Raw genomic sequence first — 12,778 nt, forward strand, 5'->3', positions numbered from 1 at the left:
CCTCTAGCGACTCTGGGTCTGGTGTTCGACCGCCGGCTGGATCGAGGCATCCCCAACGCACTTGAGCTCCCGAACTCTGGCCTCCAGCTGGCAACGAGTCGCCGCCCCGGGAGAGAGCGGCTCGCCGAGCTGCAGCACCACTCGGGCGCGGAAACGTCGCGGTCGCTGACTCAGCGCACGACCGTGGCAGTGAGAGGTCCATGAGCCCCAGAGCCCGGAGAGGCTCGCGGGAATCACCGGCACCGGATCACGGGCGAGGATCAGCTCCAGGCCACGGCGAAACCCCTGCACCTCGCCATCCATTGTCAGACGCCCCTCCGGAAACAGCATCACCACCTCGCCATCGCGCAGCGCCCGACTCACCTCCTCCATCGCCCGGCGCAGAGTGCCTGGATCGCTGCGCTCCGACTCAACGGGAATCGCCCCCACCAGCCGGAACAGCCAGTTGAGCCAGGGTGAATCATAGATCGGCTTGTCCATCAGAAAGCGCAGTGGTCGCGGGCTCGCGCCACCCAGCACCAGGGCATCCATGAAACTGACGTGGTTGCACACCACCAGGGCCGCCCCACGCTCGGGAAGGTGCTCGAGCCCCGTCAGGCGCAGCCGATAGAGCAGGCGAACCAGCAGATAGACCAGCAGGCGTACCGCCGGGCGCGGCGCCCGAATGATCCGCCAGACGAGACACAGCGCCACACAGGCGATCAGGAACCAGCTAAACGCTGTCACGACGACACCTATCTGGCCCTCAGGCCGGCGAGGATGGTGTCGAGCAGCTGGTCGAGCAGCTCCCCCACTTCCAACTGCTGGCCCTGCCAGTAGCCCAGCCGCTCGTTAAGGCCCAGCTGTACCAGGCCATGCACGCTGCCCCAGAGGGTGCGCCCCAGCCGGCGCGCCTCGAGATCATCCAGGGCCGGCTGGTACTCCTTGAGAGTGGCTTCGACACGCAGGAAGAGCGCCTCGATCATCTCGTTCTGGCGCTGGTCCAGCTCTCCCTCCTGGGCCAGCGGGAAGTCGAACAGCAGCTGCCAGCGATACGCTTCGCGCTGGGCAAACTGCCAGTAGGCACGCGCCAGGGCGCGCAACCGCTCCTCCGGTGCTGCCTGGCCGGCCAGCGGCTCGACCACCTCGCGCAGATGCCCAAGGGTTTCGATGTTGACGTGCTGCAGGAGGTTGTGAAAGCTGCCATAGAGCTTGAGCAGGGTACTGGGCGCGCACCCCACCTCGCGAGCCAGCGCACGCAGTGACAGGCCGTGTACCGAGTTGCCCTGCAACCAGGCATCACAGGCCGCCATTACCTGGGCATGAAGCGCCTCGGGGGCATGTTGTCTGGGACGAGCCATCGAGTTCCTCGCGTGCCGAAGCAGGCAGTTGCGTGAAGGTCCCCAAGGATAGCGCACATCGAACACTGTTTTCGATAGCCATGTTACCCTGACACTCCCCAGACTCGGAGATTCCATGGCCGGCCGACTGCATATCGCCCCGATCGACATCAGCCAGCTCGTGCCCGACCTGGTGATGGAGACGCCCCTCTTGACCGGTGCCAACCTGGCCCCCCGACGCATGCTCTCGGGCATTCGCCTGGACGCGGGCCGGCCGCGCCTGGGACAACTGTTCTGGGGGCTGACGCCGCCCTGGCTGGAGGTGCTGGACCACGCGCCCCATTGCGCCCGCGCCGAATCCCTGGCGTCGCGCCGCATGTTCCGCGAGGCCTTTCATGCCAGGCGCTGTCTGATCCCGGCCACCGGCGTCTATGTATGGAAGCCCCAGCCACGCTTCAAGCAGCCCTTCCTGGTCACACGAGTGGACCGCGGCCCGCTGCTGCTGGCCGCGCTCTGGTGCCGCTTCCATACCAGCCTGGCCGAACACACCGACTCCATGGCACTGATCACCGTGCCGACCAACGGCCTGCTGGCAGCGCTCAGCGATCGCCTCCCGGCGGCAATACCACCTGCCGAGGCACGGCGCTGGCTCGATCCGCAGACACCAAGCGAGGCGGCCCAGGCCATGCTGGCGCCGGCGCCCAGGGAACTGTTGGGCGCTTTTCCGGTATCAAGACGTGTGAACAATCCGGCGAACCAGGACGCGGCCTGCGCCCACCCGGTCGGCCCCATGCTGCGCCACGAGGCCTGAGCCGGCATCCCTGCACAAGGAGTGAGAATGTTGCCTATCCTGTCCGTCGCCCGCTGCGGGCGACTGCTGCCCCCGCTGCTTGTCCTGCTGGGCCTGGCCTCACAGAGCCTGGCCTCCCAGGCCCTGGCCACCCAGACGGCGACCGCCCCCACCGAGGCCGTCGAGGCAAGCACCACGCCCAGGGTCAGCCCTCACGACGAACGCGACTATCGCGTGTTGAGCCTGGAGAACGGCTTCACCGCCCTGCTGGTCAGCGACCCCGATGCCGACAAGGCCGCGGCCTCCCTCAATGTCTCGGTCGGCAGCGCCCAGGACCCGGCAGACCTGTCGGGTCTCGCCCACTTCCTCGAACACATGCTGTTCCTGGGCACCGAGCCCTACCCCGAGGCGGATGCCTATCAGGGCTATCTGACCCGCCATGGCGGCAGCCACAACGCCTTTACAGCGCCCCAGGACACCAACTACTTCTTCACCATCGAGCCCGATGCCCTCGAAGGCGCCCTGGATCGCTTCAGCCAGTTCTTTATCGCGCCGCTGTTCAACGCCGACCGCCTGGAGAGCGAACGCAACGTGGTGCACTCCGAATATATGGCGCGCATCCGCGACGAGGGCCGGCGGGTCAACGACGTGCTCGACCGCCTGCTGAACCCCGAACACCCCTTCACCGGCTTTTCGGTCGGCAGCCGCACGACCCTGGCCGACCGTCCCAGCGACGAGTCGAGTCTGCGTGAGCGGGTCATCGACTTCTATGCGTCGCACTACGATGCCAACGTCATGCACCTGGCGATCGTCGCCCCTCAGCCCCTCGACGAACTGGAGCGGCTGGTCGCCGAGCGCTTCGCCACGGTGCCGGACAGAGGCCTGGTGCGACCGGAGATCAGCGACCCGCTGGTCCTGCCGGAGACACTTCCCAGGCGAGTCGCCGTGCAGTCCCTGCGTGACAGCCACCAGCTGCGCTTTCTCTTTCCGGTAAACGACCCCATCGCCGAGTACCGCCACAAGCCTGTCGACCTGATTGCCCACCTGCTCGGGCATGAGGGCGAGGGTAGCCTGCTTGCGGCCCTGCGCGAGGCGGGCTGGGCCGATGGGCTCTCCGCCGGCGTCTCGCGGGGTGACGGACGCCACGCCCTGTTCACCGTCGACATCAGCCTGACCCCTCTGGGGGCAGAACATCGCGATGCCATCGAGGAGAGCCTGTTCGCTGCCATCGAGACGATTCGCGAGGCCGGCCCCGAGGCGTGGCGCTACGCCGAGCAGGCGCGCCTGGCCGAACAGAGTTTCCAGTTTCAGCAGCACGGCTCGCCCCAGCAGGACGCCATGCGCCTGGCCATGAACCTGGCACGCTACCAGGTGGAGGATGTGCAATATGCCGACTATCGCATGGATGGCTTCGACCGGGGGCGGACCCGCGACTACCTGGCCGCACTAAGGCCCGACAACCTGATTCGACTCTATAGCGCCCCGGACGTCGAGGGCGAGCGGACCTCGCCCTGGTTCGACACCCCCTGGGGCGACGACGCCTACACCGCCGATGCCACGCCTCGCGATGGGCTGATGCTGCCCGAACCCAACCCCTATATCGCCGAGGATCTCGCGCTGCTCGACGCCCAGGACGAGCGCCCTCGACAGCGTATCGATGAAGCCACCTTCACCTTCTGGCACATGGCCGACGCCAGCTTCGACACGCCCAAGGTGGAGTGGCGCTTCAGCCTGCAACACCCGCGTGCCGCCGAGGCGCCCCGCGAAGCGGTACTGGCCCGGCTGCTCGCCGGCTGGCTGGAGGACAGCCTCAATGAGGTACTCTATCCCGCGCGGCTGGCCGGCCAGGGAGTCGAGGCCTACGCCCACGCCCGCGGCATTACCTTGGCCTTCTCCGGATGGCGCGATCGTCAGACGGTGGTGATGGAGCGTGTGGTCGAGCAGCTTCAGCAGGGGGCCATCGAAGCCGACGCCTTCGAACGGGTACGCCACCGCCTGCAGCGGGAGTGGCGCAATGCGCCCCAGGACCCACTCCACCGCCAGGCCAACCGAACCCTGGCCGAGACCCTGGTGCGCCCCCAGTGGCCCACCAATACACTGCTTGAGGCCAGCGAAGGCATGACGCCGGGGGACCTGCGTGAATTTCGCGACATCTTCCTCGACGAACTGCATCTGGAGGCCATGGCGGTGGGCAATATCGGCGCCGAGCAAGCCGATGAGATTGCACAGCAGATGGCCGATACCCTGGCGCCGAGCCTCACGGCGGCAGCGATTCCCGACCTGGTCCCGCTGGCTGCCTCCGCGGATCTTCCCGCCCTGACCCCACAGACAGGTCGCGAGGAGTCGATACTGCTGCGCTACCTGCAGGGCCCGGACCGCTCCCTCGATAGCCAGGCACGCCTGGCACTGCTCGGCCAGCTGATCGACACCCCCTTCTACCAGCGTCTGCGCACCGAGCAGCAGCTCGGTTACGTGGTTCACGCCGGCTACTCGCCGATGCTGGATGCCCCGGGTCTCGCCCTGCTGGTGCAGTCACCGGAGACCGATAGCGAGTCGATCGCCGACCATATGGATCGTTTTCTGCAGAGCTTCGGCGCCACCCTGGAAACGCTGGACGAGGAGGCACTCGCCCCTTACCGCCAGGCGGTGCATGCCGAACTGACCCGGCGCGATACCAGCCTTTCCGGCCGGACCAATCGCCTGTGGCGCACCCTGGCCTACGGCGATACCGAGTTCGAGCGGCGCGACAAGCTCGCCGAGCGGGTCCTGGCTATTACCGCCGACGAGCTGCGCGAGGCCTGGACGGCCCTGCTTGCCAGCCCCGAGGTGCGAGTCGCCTATGACCCGGGCGATGCGCCCACCGACGTGCTGGCATTCACGGCTGACCTCGAGCCGTTGCCCGAAGGTAAAGAGTGAGGGGCGAGGAGTGAGCCCCAACGGCACCGGGAACGATAAGCTGTAAGCTACAAGCCGGAAGAGGGCCACATCAAAAGTGATGTGGCCCTGACGATGGCAGGCCAGGCAAAAGCTGCTGCGAAGGAGAAGACAGCGCGTTAGTCCGCGTCGAATGCCTGGGGAGGCAGGATGGCCTCGACATGCATCACCAGCTCCTCGAGGATTTGACGGTCGCGGTCGCTCAGCTCGACCCGGTTGAGCCGTTCGATCTCTCGGGCGAAGCCCTTGAGGGTCAGGCTCGCCACCTCAGCGTCATTCATGCGAGCCCAGCGATAGGCCTCCCACTGGGCCAGCTCATCGCCTTCAAGCGTCTCGGGGAAGCTGCGCGCGCGATAGCGAAACAGCATCTCCTCCAGGCGTGGATCCTGGAAGGCGAAGCTGGCACCCACCAGATCCCAGGCCGCCATCTCGCGAACCTGCTGCAGCTGACGGCGATCCGCTGGCGAGAAGAAACCTCCCGAGTAGAGCATCAGGTCGGGGTCACCCGACCCCGCCGGGGGTGGCTCGGCGAACACCTCGGCTGCACGGGCGGCCACCTCCGGATGCCCAGCCAGACGCTTCCAGTGCTCGCGGCAGGTCGCCATATCCAGCCCCAGGCGCTCGACGATATCACCATGCTCTCCGCGCCGCGGACCCGCCACGTCCTTGAGGGCGCTGGCCGGGAACAGCACCGGGCACTTGTTGATATGGATCACCTTGAGCGGGATCCGCTCGGTGCCCTCGGCAAGGTCGTCATTGCTGACGAAGACCCGCTGGCGTATCTGCTCGGCGGAGAGCTCGAGGAGTGGCGCGGGGTCCACCGAAAGATCATAGACGACGACCCCGTTGGGGTTGCTGGGATGCTCCGCAAGGGGCACCACCAGGGCGGCACAGCCGCGACTGGCCGGGTAACGCCGCGAGATATGCAGCAGTGGCTTGCGTCCAGGCACATCAAGCAGCTTGCCCACGGCGCGCTTGCCGCGCAGCTTGAGCAGAAAGTCGAAGAGGTTGGCATTGGCCTCACGCAGACGCCTGGCCAGGGCGATGGTCGCCCGCACGTCGGCCAGGGCATCGTGGGCCCCGACATGCTCGATGCCGTTGGCGGCGGTGAGATCCTCGAGCCGGAAGCTGGGCGCCCCGTCCTCGCGACGCGGCCACTCGAGCCCCTCCGGACGCAGGGCGTGAAAGGCCCGCACCACATCGATCAGGTCCCAGCGCGAATTGCCGTTCTGCCACTCCCGGGCATAGGGGTCGAGCAGGTTGCGGTAGAAGAGATGACGACTGACCTCGTCGTCGAAACGCACGCTGTTGTAGCCTACCGCGCAGGTGCCCGGCACGCTCATCAGCGCCTCGATCTGCCCGGCAAACTGCGCCTCGGGCAGCCCGCGGCGACGCGCCTGCTGGGGCGTGATACCGGTGACCAGACAGGCCTGGGGATGCGGCAGGAAGTCATCTGCCGGCCGGCAGTACCAGGTGACCGGCTCACCGATCTCGTTGAATTCGGCATCGGTGCGGATCGCGGCGAACTGAGACGGACGGTCACGACGAGGGTCGGCACCGAAGGTCTCGTAGTCGTGCCACAGGAAGGTCTTCGGGGCGTCAGGCGGCGCCATCAAGGTTTCTCCGGCGATTCAGCATGGAGCCAACAGCCTAGCACAGCCCAACGACTCACTCAGCCAGACAGGTTCAGCCAGACCGGCTCAGCCCGGCGCCCCCTTGGGCAGGGTCACATTGAGCTCGAGCACCGAACAGTTGTCCTCACTGTCGAGGCTGATATTGATGGCGTCATCATCCACCTGCACATAGCGGCGAATCACCTCCAACAGCTCCCGCTCCAGCATCGGCATGTAGTCCGGCTGGCCGCGCTGACTGCGCTGGTGAGCGACGATGATCTGTAGCCGCTCCTTGGCGACTGGCGCGGACTTCTTGCGCTCCCGTTTCAGGAATTCAAGCAGCTTCACCGACGACCTCCTCCAAACATGCGACTGAGCAGACTCTTCTTCTGATACTCGTGAAAGCGCAGCGGCACATCCTCGCCAATCAGCCGCGATACGGTATCGGTATAGGCCTGACCGGCATCGCTGGAGGCGTCGTGGGTTACCGGCACCCCCTGGTTGGAAGCACGCAGCACCGCCTCCGACTCCGGTATCAAGCCGATCAGGTCGATCGCCAGGATCTCGCGGATATCCTCGAGGTTGAGCATATCGCCGGTATCGACCCGCTGCGGGTTGTAGCGAGTGATCAGCAGGTGTTCCTTGATGGCTTCCTCGCCACGCTCGGCACGTCGTGTCTTGGAGGCCAGCAGGCCGAGAATGCGATCGGAGTCACGCACCGAGGAGATCTCGGGGTTGGTGACCACGATCGCCTCATCGGCGAAGTACATGGCCAGCTGGGCTCCCCCTTCGATGCCGGCGGGCGAGTCGCAGAGGATGTAGTCGAAGTCCTTGCTCAGGGTCTCGAGTACCTTCTCGATCCCTTCACGCGTCAAGGCCTCCTTGTCACGAGTCTGGGAGGCGGGAAGGATGTGCAGGTTTTCCACACGCTTGTCGCGGATCAGAGCCTGGCTCAGCCCCGCTTCACCCTGAATGACGTTGACCAGGTCGTAGACCACACGCCGCTCGCAGCCCATGATCAGGTCCAGGTTACGCAGCCCGACGTCGAAGTCGATGACCACGGTCTTGTTACCGCGCAGTGCCAGGCCAGTGGCAATGGCTGCCGCGCTGGTTGTCTTACCGACGCCTCCCTTGCCGGAGGTCACAACGATGATCTTGGCCAAGAGTCACTTCCTGTCGTGTTGTTGAAATGGCGCGAGCCATCGACGGAGATACCGCTCAGGTGAGCGAGGTGATGCCCAGCTGATCCCCATCGAGGCGAACCTGTACCGGGGTGCCCAGCAACCGCCGGTCGATGTCCTCGAGGCGCTTGTAGTTCCCGGCCACCGAGAGCAGCTCGGCGTGGAGCTCACGGCAGAAGATGCCGGCCAGGGCATCACCATGGATGCCGGCCAGAGCACGTCCACGCAGAGCGCCGTAAACGTGCACGCTGCCCGCCGCGAGCACCTCGGCGCCGGCATTGACCGCCCCGATCACCACCAGATCACCGCTGGGGGAGGTGATCTGCTGCCCGGAGCGCACCGTGCCACGAAAGATGCGTCCACCACCGATACTATCCGCTGGCACCGCCAGCTCGGCCGGCGCCTCTTCATCGGCGGCAACGCTTTCCAGAGGGCGAGCCCTGCCGGCCTCCTGGGGTGGAAACCAGCCCAGACCCAGTGCCCAGGCCGACTGCTTGATCGGATCGGATCCCCCGCGCACCGCCACGGGCAGCAGCTTGTGAGCCCGGCAGACGGCGCAGATGCGCTCCAGGGCGAGGTGAGGCTCGTCGAGCTTCTCGACACTGAGCACCACCGGCGTGTGCTGAAAGAAGGCCGGCGACTGGCTGAGCTTGCCGGCGAGCTGATCGCGGATCAGCTCGGGGTCCGCACTGGTCAGCTCCATGACCGTCATCGGCAGCATGCCTCCCTTGAAGGTGAAGGCCGTGCTTTCCCTGTCCAGTTTGAGGCTCATTGCCGAACTCCAGGTCGCTGTGATGGGAGTAAAGTCAAAGCTAAGCGACTCCTACTGCCCCTGCAACTCCCATCATACGCGCGACACACCTTATCTGTCAGTGTCGCCATATAACCACAGGGGCCCGTGGCACGGACTTTTCCCCAGCGGCGCCGCATGCTTAGATAGCCCTTGCCCGATTGACCAACAATGATATGAGCAGATGCGTTTTAACACACCTGCTCCTCTCGCCAGGATAGCCAATGTCCGGACTCCTTCGCCGCTTCTTTGCTCCCCGCTGGCAGCACCCTAACCCCGGCGTGCGCCGCCAGGCCATCGAGCGCCTCGACCCCACCCGTCACGACCAGCGCCATACTCTGGAGCGACTGGCAGCGGACGCCGACCCGGGCGTGCGGACCGCGGCACTGGCCCGGCTCGAGGACCCCGATGCCCTAATCGCTCTGCTCGGCGAGGCGACACGCTCGCCGGAGCTCAAGCGACGCCTGACGTCACTGGTTTGTGGGAAGGAGGGGCGGCTCGAGCTTTCCGCACGGGTCGCCGTGGTCGCCCGCCTGAGTGAGACAGAGCTGCTCGAGACCGTTGCCCTGGAGGGTGACAATCAGCAACTGCGTCTGGCAGCGATCGAGCGGATTAATGACGAGGACGCCCTGGTACGCCAGGCGTGCGACAACGGCATTGCTGCCGTGCGCCATGCGGCAGCGGCAAGGGTCGACAGTGACGCAGGTCTATCACGCCTGGTGCGTGAAGCAAGGCGTGACCGCCAGGTGGTGCGCCAGGCCCGCGAGCGGCTCAATCGACGGCGTGCCGATGCCGCACAGCTGGCCGCCGCCAGGGAGCGCCGCGAAACACTAGTGAGCGCACTGGAGCGCCATGCAAGCGCACCCTGGGAGCCCCTTTATGCCGGCCGCCTGCGCCACCTGATGCGCGAGTGGCAACAGCTCGAGGATACGCCAGACCCAGGCCTGGAGCGTCGCTATCATGACGCCTGCCTGCGCTGTCGCAAGGTGATCGAGGATCATGAAGCCCAGCAGCGGGCAAGTGCCGCGGCCCATCAACATCGCGAAGATGCTCAACAGGCCAGCGCAAGCCTGGTGGAAGCGCTGGAGGAGAGTATCGAGGCACTCGAGCGCAGCGAAACACTGGGCGCCCAGGATATCGCCAGCCTGCGCTCTCAGAAGCGCCTACTGGCCCACCGCTGGCAGGAACTGGCCGACCAGCATGTCACCGATGCAGCGCTGCGCCGGCGTTACGACACCGCCCTGGGGCGCATCGAGAAGATCGGTAGTGCCTGGGCTCGCCTCGACCAGCGGGCCGGCGACCTGGAGCGTGCTCTCGAAGACGGTGATAAGGAGCGCCTGAAGGCGCTGCTCACGGCAATCGACTGGCCCGACGGCCTGGCCCCCACCCCACTGCTTAGCGCCTCTCGCCAACGCCTCGAACACCGCACCCCATCCAACGATGTCTCGCTAGAACACTTCGAGACACAGCTCGATGAGCTCGAATGCCTGCTGGAGCGCGGTGCCTTCAAGCCTGCCAGCCGCCTGCATCAACACCTTCGCCAGCTTGCCGATAAGGTAGACCCCACCACCCTTCGCCCCCTGGAGGCACGCGTTAAGCGACTTGGCGCACGGCTGGCCGAACTGCGCGACTGGCGCGGGTTCGTGGCCGGCCCCAAGCGTGAACAGCTGGTTGCTAGTATTGAGGCGCTAGCCGATGACGAGACCAGCGTAGAGACGGTCCTGGACCGACGCCACCGTCAGCTGGTGAAAGAGTGGAAGTCACTGGGCGATGCCGCTGCCAATCGTGAGCAGTCGACACGCTTCCGCACCGCTTCGGACCGCATTCATCAGCGTCTGGCGCCATGGCGAGCGCGCCTGGAGTCCGAACGTGCCAATAATCTGGCGACACGCATCGCGCTCTGCGAACAACTTGAGACGCTTCTCGACCACCCCGCACAGGAGGCCGACCCCGACGCTCTGCGTGAGATCCGTGATCGTGCTCGAGATCAGTGGCGCCGAGCCTCACCGGTTCCACGCGATAAGGCGGAGGCCATCGGCCGACGTTTCGGCGCCATTCGCCACCGCCTTCAAGCGCTGATCGATCAGCGCGCCCGGGAGATCGCCGAGGCCAAGCACGAACTTGTCGATAAGGCTCGACAACTATCGGAAGAAAAAGAGATACCGGCAGCCAGGCGGGCCGAACAAGCCAAGGAGCTCCAGCGCCGCTGGCGAGCGCTGGGCAGAGCCCCAAAGGGCGAAGAGCAGGCCTTGTGGCGTGAGTTCCGCGGCCTCTGCGACACCATTTTCGCGAGCCGCGAAGCGGCCCGTGACGATCGTGTTCGCCGTGCCGAAGAGCGACTGAATGCCATGCAGGGCCTGATCAATCGTCTGCATGGCTGGCAGCCTGTCCGATCAAGTGACGAGGTGATATTGACCCAGGCCATCGCCGAGGCTGCCACACTGGAGCCCCTTCCCGGTGGCCGCCGTAGCGAGGGCATGCGTCGGCGCTGGTCGGGCATCGTGCGTGCTAGGCGCCAACGGCTGGAGAGGCTGGCGGTGATCGAACAGGTAACCGACTGGCAGGAGGTGAGGCCGCTGCTCGATGCCCATCTGCAGGCGGATGCCGAGCACCTGGCGGGCAACGAACCCGGCGATGTCCCCCTGCCGGAAGGCCAGATGCTTGCCGAGGACATGCGCAGCGCTCACTTCCGCCGCAATGCCGCGCGCCGGGACAGCCCCCCCCTTGATACGGTAGAAGAACGCCTTGCACGCACCCGGGTGCACCTTGCGCTACTGGCTGAGGGCAGCGTCAGCCATCGTGATGAGCCTCTGCGTCTGGCGATTCAGGTCGAGCGCCTCAATGACAACCTGGGCCGCGAACCCTCCCGAGCCGAAGAGGTACGCAGCGTGCTGGTCGAGCTGCTCGCCATCGGGCCGGTTCCCCCTGCACTCTGGGAGCATAATGTCAGCGAGCTGGACCATATGCTGGAGCGACTGTCGAGCCTGCCCCCTCCCTGAGCGCTTTTCCCGCCCCCTGAACGCCACAGGAGCGCGAGGTATCCCCCGCGCTCCCGTGTGATCCTGCCCGTAACAAGACGGAAGGAAACCGGCGTCAACCCATGAACTGGCCGCCGTTGATATCGATATTGGCACCGGTGATAAAGCCGGACTCCTCGTCGGCCAGGTAAGCCACCAGACGACCGATCTCCTCGGGCTTGCCATAGCGCTTCACCGGGATCGTCTCACGAATCGATTCGCGCACCTTCTCGGGGATATTCATGATCATGTCGGTCGCGATATAGCCCGGCGACACGGTGTTGACGGTGATGCCCTTGGTAGCGGTCTCCTGCGCCAGAGACATGGTCAGGCCATGCATCCCCGCCTTGGCGGCGGCGTAGTTGACCTGGCCAAACTGCCCCTTGCGGCCATTGATCGAGGAGATGTTGATGATTCGGCCATACTGCCGCTCGAGCATGCTCTCGACCACGCTGCGGCAGGTATTGAAGACACTGTTCAAGTTGGTATCTATGACCTCGTGCCACTGCGCGGGGCTCATCTTCTTCATGGTGCCGTCGCGGGTGATGCCGGCACAGTTGACCAGAACGTCAATGGGGCCGTGCTTCTCCTCGATCTCCTTGACACCCTTCACGCAAGCGTCGTAGTCGACTAGGTCGACTCCGGCGATGTCGATGTTGTCGAAGCCAGCAGCCTTCTGCTCCTCGAGCCAGGCCTTGGCCTTCTCCGGGTTATGGTAACCGGCCACTACCTTGTAGCCTTCGGCGGCCAGTGAGCGGCAAATTGCACTGCCGATGCCGCCGGTACCACCGGTGACCCAGGCGACGCGTGATGAATTGGCCATGTAAATCTCCCTGAAAATGATGACACTACGATCCGACAGCATCGGCCGGACATCGCATTGTTCTTGCTCAAGCTGTCACCTTGATGACAAGCCGGATTCAGTATGGCCCATCGAGGGCATAAGGGACGAGCGTTTGAGGGGAGGGCTTGACTAAAGGCGAATCCCGTGTAGAATATGTCCTACATTGATGCGGGGTGGAGCAGTCTGGTAGCTCGTCGGGCTCATAACCCGAAGGTCATCGGTTCAAATCCGGTCCCCGCTACCAAATATCGAAAAAGCCGATTCCTTAGGGAGTCGGCTTTTTTCGTGCT

The 12,778-nt window shown here is 65.3% G+C and carries 10 protein-coding genes and 1 tRNA gene; 4 read left to right on the forward strand and 7 right to left on the reverse strand.

Annotation, left to right across the window (positions count from 1 at the left end; translation table 11 throughout):
• Positions 1-3 precede the first annotated feature (3 nt).
• Both E0702_RS13055 and E0702_RS13060 read right to left on the reverse strand, forming a co-directional pair.
• Positions 4-726 carry a 1-acyl-sn-glycerol-3-phosphate acyltransferase gene (locus tag E0702_RS13055; RefSeq protein ID WP_240721746.1) on the reverse strand — a complete coding sequence of 241 codons (723 nt, stop codon included), beginning with the start codon at positions 724-726 and terminating at the stop codon, positions 4-6.
• A gap of 8 nt (positions 727-734) precedes the next feature.
• Positions 735-1,340 (reverse strand): TetR/AcrR family transcriptional regulator, encoded by a 606-nt coding sequence (locus E0702_RS13060; RefSeq protein WP_132044542.1) that lies wholly within the window; start codon positions 1,338-1,340, stop codon positions 735-737.
• Positions 1,341-1,455: 115 nt separating this feature from the next.
• On the opposite strand from E0702_RS13060, the gene E0702_RS13065 reads away from it, so the two are divergent.
• Positions 1,456-2,130, forward strand: a complete 675-nt coding sequence (locus tag E0702_RS13065) for an SOS response-associated peptidase (protein WP_132044543.1) — start codon at positions 1,456-1,458, stop codon at positions 2,128-2,130.
• Positions 2,131-2,157: 27 nt separating this feature from the next.
• Entirely contained in the window at positions 2,158-5,025 is a 2,868-nt protein-coding gene (locus tag E0702_RS13070; RefSeq protein ID WP_132044544.1) for an insulinase family protein, read from the forward strand.
• Between the two features lie 137 nt (positions 5,026-5,162).
• Here the strand turns inward: E0702_RS13070 and sbcB are convergent, their stop codons facing one another.
• The 4 genes from sbcB to minC form a co-directional block, all read right to left on the reverse strand.
• Complete coding sequence (gene sbcB, locus E0702_RS13075; RefSeq protein ID WP_132044545.1) at positions 5,163-6,656, reverse strand: exodeoxyribonuclease I; 1,494 nt, start codon at positions 6,654-6,656, stop codon at positions 5,163-5,165.
• Positions 6,657-6,743: 87 nt separating this feature from the next.
• The gene (gene minE / locus E0702_RS13080) at positions 6,744-7,004 is read right to left on the reverse strand and encodes a cell division topological specificity factor MinE (protein ID WP_132044546.1); all 261 of its coding nucleotides are present in this window, start codon (positions 7,002-7,004) and stop codon (positions 6,744-6,746) included.
• Entirely contained in the window at positions 7,001-7,819 is an 819-nt protein-coding gene (minD, locus tag E0702_RS13085) for a septum site-determining protein MinD (protein ID WP_132044547.1), read from the reverse strand. The genes minE and minD overlap by 4 nt, the downstream gene beginning before the upstream one ends.
• A 55-nt stretch (positions 7,820-7,874) precedes the next feature.
• Positions 7,875-8,609, reverse strand: a complete 735-nt coding sequence (minC, locus tag E0702_RS13090; protein WP_132044548.1) for a septum site-determining protein MinC — start codon at positions 8,607-8,609, stop codon at positions 7,875-7,877.
• A 242-nt stretch (positions 8,610-8,851) separates the two neighbouring features.
• Here minC and E0702_RS13095 point away from each other — a divergent pair, with 242 nt between their 5' ends.
• On the forward strand, positions 8,852-11,626 hold the full coding sequence (locus E0702_RS13095) for a DUF349 domain-containing protein (protein WP_132044549.1): 2,775 nt from the start codon (positions 8,852-8,854) through the stop codon (positions 11,624-11,626).
• A 94-nt stretch (positions 11,627-11,720) separates the two neighbouring features.
• On the opposite strand, the gene phbB is transcribed toward E0702_RS13095, so the two are convergent.
• Positions 11,721-12,467, reverse strand: coding sequence for an acetoacetyl-CoA reductase (gene phbB, locus E0702_RS13100; protein WP_132044550.1), 747 nt, complete (start codon positions 12,465-12,467; stop codon positions 11,721-11,723).
• A 188-nt stretch (positions 12,468-12,655) separates the two neighbouring features.
• On the opposite strand from phbB, the gene E0702_RS13105 reads away from it, so the two are divergent.
• Positions 12,656-12,732, forward strand: a tRNA-Met gene (locus E0702_RS13105).
• Positions 12,733-12,778 lie beyond the last annotated feature (46 nt).

It is taken from the genome of Halomonas marinisediminis, assembly GCF_004347715.1.
GTDB classification, from domain to species: domain Bacteria; phylum Pseudomonadota; class Gammaproteobacteria; order Pseudomonadales; family Halomonadaceae; genus Halomonas; species Halomonas icarae.

Excerpts from the sequence above, each read along its gene's own strand:
- E0702_RS13060 (WP_132044542.1), bottom strand. The coding sequence starts at position 1,340 with ATGGCTCGTCCCAGACAACATGCCCCCGAGGCGCTTCATGCCCAGGTA.
- E0702_RS13065 (WP_132044543.1), top strand. The coding sequence starts at position 1,456 with ATGGCCGGCCGACTGCATATCGCCCCGATCGACATCAGCCAGCTCGTG.
- E0702_RS13070 (WP_132044544.1), top strand. The coding sequence starts at position 2,158 with ATGTTGCCTATCCTGTCCGTCGCCCGCTGCGGGCGACTGCTGCCCCCG.
- sbcB (WP_132044545.1), bottom strand. The coding sequence starts at position 6,656 with ATGGCGCCGCCTGACGCCCCGAAGACCTTCCTGTGGCACGACTACGAG.
- minC (WP_132044548.1), bottom strand. The coding sequence starts at position 8,609 with ATGAGCCTCAAACTGGACAGGGAAAGCACGGCCTTCACCTTCAAGGGA.
- E0702_RS13095 (WP_132044549.1), top strand. The coding sequence starts at position 8,852 with ATGTCCGGACTCCTTCGCCGCTTCTTTGCTCCCCGCTGGCAGCACCCT.
- phbB (WP_132044550.1), bottom strand. The coding sequence starts at position 12,467 with ATGGCCAATTCATCACGCGTCGCCTGGGTCACCGGTGGTACCGGCGGC.